The organism is Zhenpiania hominis (assembly GCF_014333425.1).
GTDB classification, from domain to species: domain Bacteria; phylum Bacillota; class Clostridia; order Peptostreptococcales; family Anaerovoracaceae; genus Hominibacterium; species Hominibacterium hominis.
On the sequence record NZ_JACRYT010000004.1, the window covers coordinates 154,756 to 168,227 of the forward strand.

Consider the following 13,472-nt stretch of genomic DNA (forward strand, 5'->3'; position numbering starts at 1 on the left):
GAGGATGCGGATGGCATTTGAAGGATTATCAGAAAAGCTTCAGGGCGTCTTTAAAAACCTGAAAGGCAAAGGCTCTCTGAGTGAAAAAGATATCAATGACGCCATGCGCGAGGTCAAACTCGCGCTGCTGGAAGCGGATGTAAACTTTAAAGTGGTGAAAGAATTTGTCCAGTCCGTGAAAGAAAAAGCCCTGGGCGAAGAAGTCATGAAAAGTCTGACTCCGGCCCAGCAGGTGATCAAAATTGTAGACCGGGAGCTGACCGAACTGATGGGCGGCGCGGGCAGTAAACTGACTTATTCGCCCCGCGGATTTACGGTACTGCTTATGGTGGGACTGCAGGGTACCGGTAAGACGACCACCTGCGGAAAGCTGGCGGCCTACCTTAAGAAAAACGGCAAAAAACCGATGCTGTGCGCCTGCGACATTTATCGGCCGGCAGCCATCGATCAGCTGGAAGTCGTAGGAAAGGCCGTGGATACGCCGGTCTTCACTATGAGGGACTGCAAAGAACCGGAAAAGATCGCCCTTGCGGCTATGAACGAAGCGGAGCGGAAAGGCTATAACGTACTCATTGTCGATACGGCAGGCCGTCTGCAGATTGACGAGGCTCTGATGGACGAGCTTGTCACCATCAAACAGGCAGTCAAGCCACATGAAATTCTGCTGGTAGTCGATGCCCTTACCGGACAGGACGCGGTCAACGCGGCGGAAGGCTTTAATGAAAAGCTGGGAATCGACGGTATCATTATGACAAAGATGGACGGCGACTCCAGAGGCGGCGCCGCGCTTTCGGCGAAAAAAGTAACCGGAAAGCCGATTAAGTTCATCGGTGTCGGCGAAAAATTCGACGCTCTCGAACCCTTCCATCCGGAGCGGATGGCAAGCCGGATTCTGGGGATGGGAGATATGCTGTCTCTCATCGAACAGGCGGAGCAGAACTACGATGATGAACAGGCAGCGGCCCTGGAAAAGAAAATCCGCAAGAACCAGTTTACTCTGGAGGATTTTCTGGAGCAGATGGGCCAGATTAAAAAAATGGGCGGCATTACCAAGCTGATGGGAATGATCCCGGGGATGAATTCCAGCGCCATGAAAAATGTGGATGTAGAGAAAAGTGAGCGCGAATTTGTGCAAATGGAGGCGATCATTCAATCCATGACGAGAGAGGAACGGGAGAATCCTTCCATTCTCAACGCCAGCAGAAGACGTCGCATTTCCGCGGGAAGCGGACAGCCGGTCAGCAAGATCAACTCGTTGGTAAAGCGGTACGGAGAAGCGAAAAAAATGATGAAACAATTCTCCGGAAAAGGCGGAGCGGGCAGAATGAACCGCATGTTCCGAGGTTTTTAATTCAGGGAAAACTTGAGTTTAAAATAGAAAAAATGGAAGAGTGTTTAGGAGGAAGAAAAAAATGGTAAAAATCAGATTAAAGAGAATGGGTGCGCACAAAAAACCGTTTTACAGAGTGGTAGTAGCGGATTCCCGCGCGCCGAGAGACGGAAAATTCATCGAGGAGATTGGTTACTACAACCCTCTGACAGACCCGGCTGACATCCGGATTAATGAAGAAAAAGCGAAAAAATGGCTGGGGACAGGCGCGCAGCCGACCGATACGGTCAGAGGTCTTTTCAAGAAAACAGGCATCCTGTAAGAAAGCGGTGAGTTCTTATGACAGAATTGGTTCGCGCGATTGCCAGGTCGCTGGTTGACAATCCGGACGCCGTTGAAGTTACGGAATCCGCTGGCAAGCAGCAGACAACGGTAATACAGCTGAAAGTCGCTCCGGAAGACATGGGAAAGGTCATCGGTAAACAGGGGCGGATTGCCAAAGCCCTCCGCACTGTCGTAAAAGCGGCAGCTACGAAGGCCGGCCAGAAAGTTGTAGTAGAAATTGTTCAATAGTTAGAAAAGAAATGTAAAGGCACATGTTTCCCGCAAGGCGCGGGAGTATGTGCCTCTGCTGTATATAGACGGGGAAACATGGAAAAAATTTTAATTGGAAAAATTGTAAACGCGGTAGGCCTCAAGGGGGAAGTGAAGGTTTACTGCTACACAGATCGAAAAGAACGGTTTGAAGAACTGGAGCGTATCTGGGTCGAGGAGGAACCGCGGGAGATCCAGAACGTTCGCTACCACGGAAACGTGGCAATTCTGAAGCTGCGCGGGATTGAAGACCGAAATGCTTCAGAAGCGCAGAAAAATAAAGGCGTATATATCGAAGAAACGGATCTGGCGGAGCTTCCGGAAGGTACCTATTACATCCGGGATTTGATCGGCATGAAAATACTCGATGAAAAAGGACAGCCTCTGGGAACTCTGAATAATGTACTTCAGAACAGCGCTCAGGACCTTTATGAAATCCGGCTGGAAGAAGGCAGAAAGATTCTGCTGCCGGTTGTCAGAGAGTTTGTGCTGGATGTAGACCCGGAACAGAAGACGATCCGGGTAAGGCTGCCGGAAGGTCTTCTGGAACTGTGAGGGCAATTATGAACATTGATATTCTGACCCTGTTTCCGGAGATGTTTACGGCAGTGACGAGCAGTATACTGGGAAAAGCAGGCGAAAAAGGAATTCTGGATATTCGTCTTACTAATATTCGGGATTACAGTATGGACAAACATAAAAAGGCAGACGATTATCCATTTGGAGGCGGCGCCGGCATGGTACTGCTGGCCGATCCGGTGTTCCGGGCTATGGAAGCTGTGAAGGCAGAGGGGAAACGAAGCCTTTATATGTCGCCGCGCGGCAGAATCCTGGACCAGGAACTGATTCAGCAGCTGGCGCAGGAAAAGGAATTGGTGATTCTCTGCGGACATTACGAAGGTGTGGATCAGCGTATTTTGGATTACTGGAATATGGAGGAGGTTTCCATCGGTGATTATGTGCTGACCGGAGGGGAACTTCCCGCCATGGTACTGATTGATTCGGTAGCCAGAATGATTCCGGATGTTCTCAGCAGCAGCCACGCCGCTCTGGATGAGTCTGTTTATTCCGGGCTTTTAGAGTATCCGCAGTATACAAAGCCCAGAAACTACAGAGATATGGAAGTTCCCGAGGTTTTGGTGAGCGGCAACCATAAGAACATCCATCTGTGGAAGCTGGAACAGTCTCTTCGGCTGACAAAACAGCGGAGACCGGACTTGTTCCGGAAGTTTTTATCAAAAGGGGAAAGCCTGACCAAAGAAGAAAAGAAATTATTGGAGAAAATATTGGAAATAGACCGATGATACGTTGAAAGAATCAGGCATTTAGTGTAAAATGTACTAGTGGAGAGAGATTATGGCGAAAAAAAACAGAAAACCCATATATATATTCGTTCTGGCACTGATCGTACTATATATTGCGATTTACGTGATTCCAAAAGCCACCGGACTCTTCGACACAACGGAGGTTGTAGAAGCGGGAACGCTTCAGGTTACAGAGGAAACAACTTGTTATTTTGTCCGGAATGAGACCGTGTATGAAGCAGGGGAAGCGGGAACTCTGGACTACAAAGTTGAAGAAGGTGTTCACATCCGTAAAGGCACGAGGGTTTTAAAGCTTACAGAAAGCGGTGACGAGAATGCTTCCCAAAAGGACGCGGAGGAAAGATCGGAATATAAGGATGTGATTAAACGACTGGGAGATCATGTGGTAAGAACCGTAAGCTGCGAAGCGCAGTCCAGCGGAGTCCTCAGTTACTATGCAGACGGATATGAGAACTTTTTTTCACCGGACACAATGGATCAGCTCCGTTACAAGAACGTCAAAGATTTGCAGATAGAGGCCAGCTCCTTAAAACGAGAGAACGCGATGCAGACTGAGCCGCTTTTTAAAATCTGCGACAACGAAAACTGGTACCTGCTGTGCTGGGTAGAAGCAGCAAGCATTGCCAGATACGAAGTGGGAAATGATGTAACTGTGCAGCTGCCGGACGGAGATGTGACGGCGACCATTCATGACATTACCGAAGATGGCGAACAGTGGAAGATTACTTTGCGATCCAATCAGTACTACGAATCCTTTGCCAAGAGCCGTATTGCGGAAGCGAGGCTGGTTTCCCAGGAGTATGACGGGCTGATTGTAGATAACGGAGCGATTACTACAAGGAATGGAGAAACCGGAGTCATGGTACGGCAGACCAGCGGCGATTTTGCTTTTACCAGAATCAAGGTGATTGCAAGCGATGGGGAATATTCCGTGCTGGAGGACGGTACCTTTATAGATGAAGACGGGAATACAGTCGATACGGTCAATGTGTACGATGAAATTTTAAAAAGGCCAGGAAAGGGGTCCTGATGAGGTGATTAAAAAATGAGCACGATTAAAGAAAATATTGAAAAAGTCAATGAGAGAAAAGAAGCGGCCGCAAAGCAGTGCGGCAGGAATGGAGACGATATTCTTCTGGTCGGTGTAACTAAGACCAGGAGTGCTGATGAAATCAACGAAGGAATTGACGCCGGACTGACCGATATCGGTGAAAACAAAGTTCAGGAGATCATGGACAAATACGATTTTGTGAAGCCGGTCAGATGGCACATGATTGGACATTTACAGACAAACAAGGTAAAATATATCATCGATAAGGTGTCCATGATTCATTCCGTGGATTCTTATAAGCTTGCGGAAGAGATTAATAAACGGGCGGGACAGCATGGAATTACGATGGATATCCTGATCCAGGTCAATTCCGCCCAGGAAGAAAGCAAATTCGGCATTTCCACGGATGAAACAGAAGAACTGATCCGCAGAATCCTGGAAAACTGCCCGAATATCAAAATCCGGGGACTGATGTGTATCGCGCCTTTTGCGGAAGATCCCAATGACATACGCGTCTATTTCGCGGAAGTGAAAAAGCTTTACGATCAATACAGTCAGATTGAGCATGAACGGTTGGATTTTCAATATCTTTCCATGGGCATGTCCCATGATTTTGAAGTGGCGATTCTGGAGGGCTCCAATCTGATTCGCGTGGGAACGGCAATTTTTGGGGAAAGAGATTACAGCAAACAAAAATAACGGGAGGTTGTTATGGGTATTTTAGGAAAATTTAAAGATTTAGTAGGAATTGACGATTACGAAGAAGAGGAAGAATACGAAGAAATTCAGCCGGCGACAAAGTCAGCGGAACGGCGGTACTCAGAAACGAGGACGTCCTTTCAGGCGTCTCGCCCGGAATCGCATAATGATGGAAAGGTAATTCCGATGCAGAACCGCACGGTCAGCGCCATCACCAGCGCGTTCAAACTCGTGGTAATTGAGCCTTCCGGATTTGAAGAATGTCCAAAGCTAGTGGATAGCCTGAAAAGCAAAAAGCCGATTATCATTAATTTGGAGCGTATTGAGTCGGATACGGCGAGAAAGATCTTTGATTTCCTGAGCGGAGCTACTTACGCGCTGAACGGAAACGTACAAAAAGTAGCGAACAATATCTTCGTTTTCGCGCCGGAAAATGTGGATATTACCGCGGGTGTCAACCACAAAGGGTTCTCCTTTGAAAATGAGAAAAAGAACAGTAACCCTTGGAAGTAACGGAGGTATGATATGATTTCCCCTTTAGAAATACAGGAAAAAGAGTTTTCGAGAAGCCTGAAAGGGTTTAAGGAAGATGAAGTCAATGAGTTCTTGGATCGAATTACACTGGATCTGGAGCGGATTCTGGAGGAAAATCGCCAGTTGAGAGCTGAAAAAGAGCAGCTGACCGAGGAATTAAAAAAGTATAAAAGTTCGGAAAGCGCTGTCCTGGATACATTGGAAACCGCTAAGGCTCTAATGGGGGACATTTCTGCCAGCGCCGAAAAAAGGGCCCAGATTCTGCTGAAAAACGCGGAGATGGAAGCTCAGAATATGCAGAGAGAGGCAAAAGAGGCTATTGAGCGTATGAATGAAGAAAGCGCCGCGTTGCGCGGCCGTGTAAAAAGCTTTCGCGCAAAATATAGGCAACTTTTGGAGATGGAACTTCAGCATTTCGATTCCATGACAGAGGAACTGTTCCCGGAACTGAAAAGCAGTCCGCAGGCCGCGGCGCCTAAATCCGCTGAAAAACCACGCAGTGGATTGAAAATGAAGGATCTGGAGGAATTACCAGAAGCGGGAACAAAGAAAACAGGCGCCAATGGGGCAGAAAGCCGAATGAAAACTATGGTTCACAGAAAAGCTTAAAAAAATAAGAGTGGAGGCGGGGCAGAAATGCCCCGTAATTTTTAGATGCGATACTATATAATAATTGCCGTAATCGTGGTTTTGGATCAGATTGTAAAAAAGGGAGTGACCATTAATATGGAACTGAATGAGTCCATTCCGGTTATTTCTGATTTTTTTCACATCACGTATATTCACAATACCGGGGCCGCCTTCAGTCTGATGGAAGGTTTAAGGGTCCTGTTAATTGTTCTTCCCCTTATTGTGATTTTCGCGGCACTGATTTATATCTTTAAAAAGAGAAAAGAAGCGCATCCGCTGCTTCTTCTATCTTTGGCCTTTGTGGCGGGAGGGGGCCTTGGAAATGTTGTAGATCGGGCGGTTCTCGGATATGTGGTGGACTATTTTGATTTTCGGGTATTTCCGATTTTTAACATTGCGGATATTTTTGTATGTGTAGGCTGCGGCTTGCTGGTGATTTATATGCTCTTTATAGATGGAAAAGGTTTAAAAGAGGAGAAAAATGGAGAAAACGGAAGTATATAAGGTGAAAGCGGAACAGCAGGGAAGCCGACTGGATCAGGTGCTTTCTCAGGCATTTCCGGAAATCTCCAGAAGCTTTCTGCAGAAGCGAATCCGTGAGGGAGGCGTTTTGGTGGACGGCGATGTTTGTGACAGTAAAAAGTATAAAGTCGAAGAAGGGCAGGAAATTACGCTGGCGATACCTGAGCCGGAGGAATTGGAAGTCGCGGCGGAACCGATTCCGCTGGATCTTGTCTATGAAGATGGAGATATGCTGGTGGTAAATAAACCGAGGGGGATGGTTGTCCACCCGGCGGCGGGCAATGACAGGGGCACGCTGGTAAACGCGGTTTTATACCACTGCGGGGGCAGTCTGTCCTCCATCAATGGTGTGATTCGGCCAGGTATTGTCCACCGAATTGATAAAGATACCAGCGGTCTGTTAATGATCGCCAAGAACGACCGAGCGCACAATTTTCTGGCGGAGCAGTTGGCAGAGCATCGTATTACCAGAGTCTATGAGGCCATTGTATATAACAACTTTCCGGATGAGGAAGGTACTGTAGACGCGCCTATTGGCAGAGATCCGAAGAACCGGCTGAAGCAGGCGGTAACAGAGAAAAATTCCAAAAGAGCGGTTACCCATTATCGGGTTTTGGAGCGCTTTGGAACCTTTACGCGGATTGAAGCGCGGCTGGAGACGGGGCGTACCCATCAGATTCGGGTCCACATGGCCTATATCCACCATCCCCTTTTGGGAGATCCCGTCTATGGACCTTCCAAAAATCCCTTTGGCCTGAAAGGGCAGATGCTCCATGCCAGGGTGCTGGGATTTCGCCATCCTGCTACAGGGGAATATATGGAATTTGAGGCAGAGCCTCCGGAAGATTTTCAGAAGGTTTTAGAAAGGTTGAGAAACAAACGGTTATGAAAAAAAGAAGCTTTAAGCCGGGAACGATGCTGAATCCCGTACCGGTCGTGATGGTTTCCTGTGGAGATGTAAATCACGGAAATATTATTACGGTCGCGTGGACAGGAATTGTTAATTCGGATCCACCAATGACCTATGTATCAATCCGCAAAGAACGATATTCCCATGAAATCATAAAAAACGCGGGAGATTTCGTTATTAATCTGACAACAGAGGAGCTGACCTTTGCCACCGATTACTGCGGCGTAAAATCAGGACGGGATACCGACAAATTTAAAGAGCAGAAGCTGACGCCGCTGCCTGCGGAAAAGGTGAAAGCGCCTCTGATCGCGCAGTCGCCTGTTAATCTGGAGTGCAAAGTAAAAGAAATCCATGAATACGGAAGCCATGATATGTTCATAGCGGAAATCGTTAATGTGCAGGCGGCGGAGGAATGGATCGATGAGACGGGAAGAATACGACTGGATAAAGCTGGACTGATCTGCTATAATCATGGAGAATACTTTGGGCTGAGAAGGCAGCCTCTCGGCAGGTTCGGATTTTCAGTCATGAAGCCAAAGACGAAAAAAAGGCTGGCCGCAGAGCAGAGGCGAAATACTTTCCGCAAAAAGAAGCAGAGCCGCGGGCGGCGGCTCTGACGCTGTGTTATCAGGCTTTTTTTGCAGGGGGATCCGAAGCTTTTTCCGGATATTTGATCGATTGCAGGCAGTCTTCACAGATATAGCCGCCTTTAAAGGCAAAACTGTGATATAGTTGGCCGCAGAGGGAGCAGGAATGTTGCGTCGGATCTGTGCTGTTCCCTCTGTGTTCCATTATTCCGGGTTCCATTGGTTGCATTTGTTCTTTTCGTTCTGTTGCAAGATTTTTTTCCATCTCGTAATTCCTCCTTTAGAAAAAAATGGGATCTAGCAGTGTAGTATTACTAGAATATACCAATTTTTTACATAAATCAATAAAAAATTGAAAAAATTAACAAAAAGAACATATAATGTAATGTGATTGCCTTTTTTTGTAATTAAGAGGAAGCATCCACCCCCGGGAGCCGCGGCGTTACATAAACCGTCCGGTTATGCGTAAAAATTACCATCCCCGGTTTTGCGCCCGCGGGCTTTTTCACATAACGTACCTGGGTGTAGTCTACCGGTACGTTTTCCGAACTTTTTCCTTTACTGTGATAAGCCGCCGCTGCCGCCGCGTCGAAAATAGCCGTTTCAGTCAGCTCCTTTCCTTCTGTAAAAAGAATAATATGGGAGCCGGGAATATCTTTTGTATGGAACCAGTAATCCTTTGGTCCGGCCATTTTAAAGGTAAGAAGATCATTCTCTTTATTGTTATGCCCGGCAAGAATACGGAAGCCATCCTCAGTCGTATACTGAAAAGGCTGTGCTTTCTTTTTCCTTTGGATTCCTGTGCTTTTACGCTTTTTGAGATAGCCGGATTCTACTAACTCCTCGCGGATGGATTCTACCTCGTCAATGGAAGATGCCGTTTCCAAAAAGGAGGATACGGATTCCAGATAAGCGATTTCCTGATCCGTTTCTTCCATTTGAATCTTTTTCTCTTTGCGGGCCGTCTTGGCCTTGCCATATTTTTTAAAGTATCGCTGAGCGTTTTTTGCGGGCGGATACTTTGGATCCAGAGGGATGGTTACTTCGCTTCCGTCGTAATAGCTGGTTACCGTAACAGAATCAGCGCCGGAAGGAATTTGATGAATGTTGGCGGTCAGCAGTTCCCCGTAGAGACGATACTTCTCCGAATTCTCTGCACGGAGAAGATCTTCGCCCAGTCTCTGCCGCTTGAGATAAAGCTTGTTGAGCGCCGAGGACAGGACTTTTTTTAAATCAGAAGATTTTTGTTTGACTCGGTTGGAGGACTGCCTGTGTACGAAATAATAATCAAGCATTTCACTGACCGTGTCGAACTCGATCTGCTTCGGATAGGTTTCCAGAGGTATGACATGAAAGTCGCCGGGGCTGCCGTCTTCCTTCAAATAAACCCGGGGACTCAGGTGTCCGCTGGCGAGATTTCTTCGGATTTCCTCTATTTTTTCGTAGACATCCGGGCTGTCTGCCAGGACCTGCGCGACAGCGGGGGAAATGCCGCCGATGGTATTAAGGAGGGTCTTGGGATCCGGTTCGATTCTTTCTGCCTGGGATCGAGTCAAAAGGAGGAAGGGGATTTTATCCTGCGCGGGCGGATACTCATAAATCTTTCCGGGAAGGAGTTGTCTGGCACGATTTTTATCGATAGAGACTCGTTTAATGCTGTCCATAATTTTTCCGGTCCGCATGTCGACTAAAATAATATTGCTGTGTTTTCCCATGATTTCGAAAATCAGCTTTTTATTTGCGGAAAAGCCCAGTTCGTCGATGGTCTCCAGAACGATTTCAATGATTCGCTCCGAATCTTTTTGGCTGATTTCAATGATGCGCCCGCCCTGCAGGTGCTTTCTCAGGAGCATGCAGAAAGCCAGAGGCACCGGAGGATTAGGTGGATTTTCTGTAATCAGATGAATCCGAGCGTGATCGCTTCCTGAAGAAGCATACAGCCGATAGTTCCCCTTTTTTGTATGAATGTGAAAAACCAGCTCGTCCGATTCCGGCTGGTAGATTTTCTCGATTTTTCCGAGAAGCAGCGTATCTTTTAATTCGTGCGCGACCGCGTTTGTTACAATTCCATCAAAAGCCATAATTTCACCTCGATTCTGCTGCCGCATAGGAAGCGGCGGCTGTCTATCAGTTTAACACAAGAATATGGTTTATCGCAACTTATGATATACTAGGATTCAGCTGGCATCAGTGAGAGTAGTTTTTGAAATAAGACAAGAAATTCTGTCTGTTTTGCTGAGGAAAGCGCGGAGATCCGCCGGATGAGAAGTAAAAGAAGCAGGAAAATTTCCAGTTGTTCTTCCGAATAGGAACAGCAGAGCAGGAGCAAAGGGCTGATTTGTAAACGCGAGGCAATATGTTCGATGGTATCCATCCTGGGATTTCCACGACCATTCAGAAGCGCCTGTGTATAAGAACGTGAAAGCCCAAGCTCTTCGGAAAATTGGGTGATAGATAGATTTCGGCTCCTTCGGATTACATTCATCATAACGGATAAATTTTTTTGCAATACCACAAATAACACTCCCTTTTGTAAAAATTCAGAACAAAAATGCAGGAGTCTATCATAGCGGATTTTTACAAAAAAATACATAGTTTTACATGAAAATGCATAGGATGATATGAAGCGACAGATGGGAAAGAAGGCGTTCAGCGCTGGTTTACTTGGAAGGGCAAAAGTGGTAGAATAGAAATAATCGGCACTTATTTTTCGCATTATGATTCAAGGTTAAGGAGAACAGGCGCATGATAAAAAGCATGACAGGATTCGGAAGGAGCGAACATTCCGATGGAAAAAGAAATATTACAGTTGAGATAAAATCAGTGAACCATCGTTACGGAGACATCAGCGTGAAGATGCCACGGAGATATTCCTTTGCGGAAGAAATGATAAAGAATATCGTCAAACGCACTGTCAGCAGAGGAAAAGTAGATGTGTCCATTATTGTTGAGAATCTGACAGAAGATGACGTGACAGTCAAGCTTAACACCATGGTAGCGCAGCAGTATTTGGATAATCTGAGTGAACTGAGGGAGAAATTCGATCTTCATGATGATGTGACTCTGCAGTTTTTAGCAACGCTTCCTGATGTTATGAAGGCGATCCCGGATGTAGAAGATGAAGAGGAAATCCGCAGCGCGATTCAGATCCCTCTGGAAGACGCGCTGCGGAATCTTGACCATATGCGCAGTGTAGAAGGAGAGAAGCTGGCGGAGGATCTGTTGATGCGCGGCGGACTGATTCGGGAAGCGGTCAAGAAAATTGAAGCCCGTTCTCCACAGGTAGCCGAAATCTATGCGGAAAAGCTGAAAGAACGGATTCGGGATCTCATCGGGAATCACGTGGACATTCCAGAAGATCGGATCCTGCTGGAGGCAGCGGTTTTCGCGGACAAATGCAGTATCACGGAAGAGCTGGTGCGGCTGGACAGCCATATGATTCAGCTGAAGAGTATTATTGAAAAGAGCTCACAGCCTGTAGGGAAAAAGTTGGATTTTCTCGTTCAGGAGATGAATCGGGAAACAAATACTATTGGTTCGAAGGCGAATGATATTGAAATTACCAATCTGATGTTGGACATTAAAAGCGAGATCGAAAAAATCCGGGAGCAGGTGCAGAATATTGAATAGACAGCCCTGGGGCATAAGGTATGTTTTTTAGAAAAGCAGGCGAAAATTTAGGTTGAATGCCAATTTCCTGCATGCTATAATTAATAATCGCACAAACGGATAAGGAGAACGCGATGCAGAAGGGCAGATTATTTGTAATTTCAGGGCCTTCCGGCGCTGGAAAGGGAACGATATGCAAGGAAATACTGGAAAATGAAAATATTCGGCTTTCCGTTTCCATGACAACGAGAGCGCCAAGGGACGGTGAGATCGATGGAGTCAATTATTTTTTTGTAAGCAAAGAGGAATTTCAGAAAATTATCGAAGAACGCGGGTTTTTGGAATACGCGGAAGTTTACGGAAACTTTTACGGAACTCCGAAAATGGAAGTCATGGATATGATGAACGCGGGAATCGATGTGGTATTGGAGATCGATATTCAGGGCGCGCTCCAGATAAAAGAGGCTTATCCGGAAGCGGTGTTTATCTTTATCCTCCCGCCATCCATGTCGGAATTGCGCAAACGAATTACGGGAAGAGGCAGCGAAACGGAGGAATCGCTTGAACTACGACTGGGGGAAACCCTGAATGAGATTGCTTATATTGATAAATATGACTACTGCGTGGTCAACGGAGAACTGCAGGACGCGGTAAATCGTGTTACAGCCATTATCATGGCAGAGCATTCCAGAGTGTCAGAAGACGTATATAAGATTATAGAACGATATAAGGAGGAATTGTAAATGTTATATCCATCCATTAATGAAATAAGAAAGAAAGCCGACAGCAGATATACATTGGTAATTTTGGCGGCAAAACGGGCGAGAGATATTATCGATGGAAAACCGAAGCTGACAGAGGCGGACGTGGATAAACCGGTATCCATCGCGGCTAATGAAATCGCCGAAGACCTGATTACGTACCGGCGCGAAGAGGAATAGAGCGAATCCCAAAGAGTTAGATAGAAGTGAGTGGTGCTGTTTTTGTATCACTCATTTTTTTCAATTCAGAAAAGATAGATTTAGCGAGGGATGGGAAATTTTAGAAAATAGTTGAAAATTCAGACTATTTGATCGGAATTGAGGATAGACAGCATCTGCCTTTTATGAAAAAATAAAAGTGTCGGATATGAGAGGAATTGCTGGTTAAAAAAAGCGATAATGCCCGAGCGTTTATTTCTTTATGGAAAGGAGATGCCTTATGGTTTGCAAGTATATTCCAGTCAAAACAGCAAAGGAGATACGCCGTGTCTATCTGGACGAAATCCTTTATATTGAAAAGAGAAGAAGGCAGGCCATTTTAATCACGGAGAGCGGAAAAACAGTTTTTTATTGCAATATGGATTTTTTGAAACAATATGTTGACGAGCGGTTCCTTGACTGCCATCGGAGTTACCTTTTTAACATGGATAAGATTCTGCGTATGGCGGATCAGACGGTTTATATGGAAGGCGGATTTCGGGTTTTCCTTGGAAGGGAGTGCTTTCGCAGAGGGCGAAAAATCTTTGGGGAATATATTAAATGATAAAAACGCCCGAAATTAGTAATTTTTACGAAAATGCCTGTCAAGCATTTTTGAAAATGTCCCAAAAAATCTTTAAGATAGGCCCCGATGGATTCGGGGCTTATCTTTTATGAGAGATTATGCTCCGTGATAATTAAAATATTGACAGCAGGAACCC

Annotated in this window: 19 protein-coding genes; 16 read left to right on the forward strand and 3 right to left on the reverse strand. The window is 46.1% G+C overall.

The features are described 5' to 3' along the window. Window positions 1-10: 10 nt before the first annotated feature. The 12 genes from ffh (at window position 11) to H9L42_RS06485 (ending at window position 8,212) form a co-directional block, all read left to right on the forward strand. Complete coding sequence (gene ffh, locus H9L42_RS06430) at window positions 11-1,351, forward strand: signal recognition particle protein (RefSeq protein ID WP_187302562.1); 1,341 nt, start codon at window positions 11-13, stop codon at window positions 1,349-1,351. A gap of 61 nt (window positions 1,352-1,412) precedes the next feature. Further along, on the forward strand, window positions 1,413-1,652 hold the full coding sequence (rpsP, locus tag H9L42_RS06435; RefSeq protein ID WP_187302563.1) for a 30S ribosomal protein S16: 240 nt from the start codon (window positions 1,413-1,415) through the stop codon (window positions 1,650-1,652). Window positions 1,653-1,669: 17 nt separating this feature from the next. Then, a complete protein-coding gene (locus H9L42_RS06440; protein WP_187302564.1) occupies window positions 1,670-1,903 on the forward strand; it encodes a KH domain-containing protein in 234 nt (77 codons plus the stop codon). A gap of 78 nt (window positions 1,904-1,981) precedes the next feature. Continuing rightward, on the forward strand, window positions 1,982-2,479 hold the full coding sequence (rimM, locus tag H9L42_RS06445; RefSeq protein ID WP_187302565.1) for a ribosome maturation factor RimM: 498 nt from the start codon (window positions 1,982-1,984) through the stop codon (window positions 2,477-2,479). 8 nt (window positions 2,480-2,487) lie between these two features. Beyond that, complete coding sequence (trmD, locus tag H9L42_RS06450) at window positions 2,488-3,228, forward strand: tRNA (guanosine(37)-N1)-methyltransferase TrmD (RefSeq protein WP_187302566.1); 741 nt, start codon at window positions 2,488-2,490, stop codon at window positions 3,226-3,228. 52 nt (window positions 3,229-3,280) lie between these two features. Next, window positions 3,281-4,279: a biotin/lipoyl attachment domain-containing protein gene (locus tag H9L42_RS06455; protein WP_187302567.1), complete on the forward strand. Its 999-nt coding sequence runs from the start codon at window positions 3,281-3,283 to the stop codon at window positions 4,277-4,279. Window positions 4,280-4,294: 15 nt separating this feature from the next. Beyond that, window positions 4,295-4,999, forward strand: coding sequence for a YggS family pyridoxal phosphate-dependent enzyme (locus H9L42_RS06460; RefSeq protein ID WP_187302568.1), 705 nt, complete (start codon window positions 4,295-4,297; stop codon window positions 4,997-4,999). Between the two features lie 12 nt (window positions 5,000-5,011). Then, window positions 5,012-5,512: a cell division protein SepF gene (locus H9L42_RS06465; protein ID WP_243235677.1), complete on the forward strand. Its 501-nt coding sequence runs from the start codon at window positions 5,012-5,014 to the stop codon at window positions 5,510-5,512. A 12-nt stretch (window positions 5,513-5,524) separates the two neighbouring features. After that, window positions 5,525-6,142, forward strand: a complete 618-nt coding sequence (locus H9L42_RS06470; RefSeq protein WP_187302569.1) for a DivIVA domain-containing protein — start codon at window positions 5,525-5,527, stop codon at window positions 6,140-6,142. A 45-nt stretch (window positions 6,143-6,187) separates the two neighbouring features. Next, window positions 6,188-6,667, forward strand: a complete 480-nt coding sequence (gene lspA / locus H9L42_RS06475; RefSeq protein WP_187302570.1) for a signal peptidase II — start codon at window positions 6,188-6,190, stop codon at window positions 6,665-6,667. Continuing rightward, a complete protein-coding gene (locus tag H9L42_RS06480; RefSeq protein WP_187302571.1) occupies window positions 6,645-7,574 on the forward strand; it encodes an RluA family pseudouridine synthase in 930 nt (309 codons plus the stop codon). The genes lspA and H9L42_RS06480 overlap by 23 nt, the downstream gene beginning before the upstream one ends. Continuing rightward, entirely contained in the window at window positions 7,571-8,212 is a 642-nt protein-coding gene (locus tag H9L42_RS06485) for a flavin reductase family protein (RefSeq protein ID WP_187302572.1), read from the forward strand. The genes H9L42_RS06480 and H9L42_RS06485 overlap by 4 nt, the downstream gene beginning before the upstream one ends. A gap of 10 nt (window positions 8,213-8,222) precedes the next feature. Here H9L42_RS06485 and H9L42_RS06490 read toward each other — a convergent pair whose 3' ends face one another. The 3 genes from H9L42_RS06490 to H9L42_RS06500 form a co-directional block, all read right to left on the reverse strand. Next, a complete protein-coding gene (locus tag H9L42_RS06490) occupies window positions 8,223-8,447 on the reverse strand; it encodes a hypothetical protein (protein WP_187302573.1) in 225 nt (74 codons plus the stop codon). A gap of 142 nt (window positions 8,448-8,589) precedes the next feature. Then, window positions 8,590-10,263 (reverse strand): Rqc2 family fibronectin-binding protein, encoded by a 1,674-nt coding sequence (locus tag H9L42_RS06495; protein WP_187302574.1) that lies wholly within the window; start codon window positions 10,261-10,263, stop codon window positions 8,590-8,592. Between the two features lie 89 nt (window positions 10,264-10,352). Then, window positions 10,353-10,697 (reverse strand): helix-turn-helix domain-containing protein, encoded by a 345-nt coding sequence (locus H9L42_RS06500; protein WP_187302575.1) that lies wholly within the window; start codon window positions 10,695-10,697, stop codon window positions 10,353-10,355. Between the two features lie 230 nt (window positions 10,698-10,927). Between H9L42_RS06500 and H9L42_RS06505 the strand changes: the two genes are divergently transcribed. The 4 genes from H9L42_RS06505 to H9L42_RS06520 all read left to right on the forward strand — a co-directional run bounded on the left by H9L42_RS06505 (window position 10,928) and on the right by H9L42_RS06520 (window position 13,315). Then, window positions 10,928-11,812 carry a YicC/YloC family endoribonuclease gene (locus tag H9L42_RS06505; protein ID WP_187302576.1) on the forward strand — a complete coding sequence of 295 codons (885 nt, stop codon included), beginning with the start codon at window positions 10,928-10,930 and terminating at the stop codon, window positions 11,810-11,812. Window positions 11,813-11,925: 113 nt separating this feature from the next. Continuing rightward, window positions 11,926-12,534 carry a guanylate kinase gene (gene gmk, locus H9L42_RS06510; RefSeq protein ID WP_187302577.1) on the forward strand — a complete coding sequence of 203 codons (609 nt, stop codon included), beginning with the start codon at window positions 11,926-11,928 and terminating at the stop codon, window positions 12,532-12,534. Beyond that, window positions 12,535-12,732 (forward strand): DNA-directed RNA polymerase subunit omega, encoded by a 198-nt coding sequence (rpoZ, locus tag H9L42_RS06515; protein ID WP_187302578.1) that lies wholly within the window; start codon window positions 12,535-12,537, stop codon window positions 12,730-12,732. Window positions 12,733-12,991: 259 nt separating this feature from the next. Next, on the forward strand, window positions 12,992-13,315 hold the full coding sequence (locus H9L42_RS06520) for a LytTR family DNA-binding domain-containing protein (RefSeq protein WP_187302579.1): 324 nt from the start codon (window positions 12,992-12,994) through the stop codon (window positions 13,313-13,315). Window positions 13,316-13,472 lie beyond the last annotated feature (157 nt).

Bases quoted from the DNA above. Each gene is read 5' to 3' on its own strand.
- ffh (WP_187302562.1), top strand. From the start codon at position 11: ATGGCATTTGAAGGATTATCAGAAAAGCTTCAGGGCGTCTTTAAAAAC.
- rpsP (WP_187302563.1), top strand. From the start codon at position 1,413: ATGGTAAAAATCAGATTAAAGAGAATGGGTGCGCACAAAAAACCGTTT.
- H9L42_RS06440 (WP_187302564.1), top strand. From the start codon at position 1,670: ATGACAGAATTGGTTCGCGCGATTGCCAGGTCGCTGGTTGACAATCCG.
- rimM (WP_187302565.1), top strand. From the start codon at position 1,982: ATGGAAAAAATTTTAATTGGAAAAATTGTAAACGCGGTAGGCCTCAAG.
- trmD (WP_187302566.1), top strand. From the start codon at position 2,488: ATGAACATTGATATTCTGACCCTGTTTCCGGAGATGTTTACGGCAGTG.
- H9L42_RS06455 (WP_187302567.1), top strand. From the start codon at position 3,281: ATGGCGAAAAAAAACAGAAAACCCATATATATATTCGTTCTGGCACTG.
- H9L42_RS06460 (WP_187302568.1), top strand. From the start codon at position 4,295: ATGAGCACGATTAAAGAAAATATTGAAAAAGTCAATGAGAGAAAAGAA.
- H9L42_RS06465 (WP_243235677.1), top strand. From the start codon at position 5,012: ATGGGTATTTTAGGAAAATTTAAAGATTTAGTAGGAATTGACGATTAC.
- H9L42_RS06470 (WP_187302569.1), top strand. From the start codon at position 5,525: ATGATTTCCCCTTTAGAAATACAGGAAAAAGAGTTTTCGAGAAGCCTG.
- lspA (WP_187302570.1), top strand. From the start codon at position 6,188: ATGCGATACTATATAATAATTGCCGTAATCGTGGTTTTGGATCAGATT.
- H9L42_RS06480 (WP_187302571.1), top strand. From the start codon at position 6,645: ATGGAGAAAACGGAAGTATATAAGGTGAAAGCGGAACAGCAGGGAAGC.
- H9L42_RS06485 (WP_187302572.1), top strand. From the start codon at position 7,571: ATGAAAAAAAGAAGCTTTAAGCCGGGAACGATGCTGAATCCCGTACCG.
- H9L42_RS06490 (WP_187302573.1), bottom strand. From the start codon at position 8,447: ATGGAAAAAAATCTTGCAACAGAACGAAAAGAACAAATGCAACCAATG.
- H9L42_RS06495 (WP_187302574.1), bottom strand. From the start codon at position 10,263: ATGGCTTTTGATGGAATTGTAACAAACGCGGTCGCGCACGAATTAAAA.
- H9L42_RS06505 (WP_187302576.1), top strand. From the start codon at position 10,928: ATGATAAAAAGCATGACAGGATTCGGAAGGAGCGAACATTCCGATGGA.
- gmk (WP_187302577.1), top strand. From the start codon at position 11,926: ATGCAGAAGGGCAGATTATTTGTAATTTCAGGGCCTTCCGGCGCTGGA.
- rpoZ (WP_187302578.1), top strand. From the start codon at position 12,535: ATGTTATATCCATCCATTAATGAAATAAGAAAGAAAGCCGACAGCAGA.
- H9L42_RS06520 (WP_187302579.1), top strand. From the start codon at position 12,992: ATGGTTTGCAAGTATATTCCAGTCAAAACAGCAAAGGAGATACGCCGT.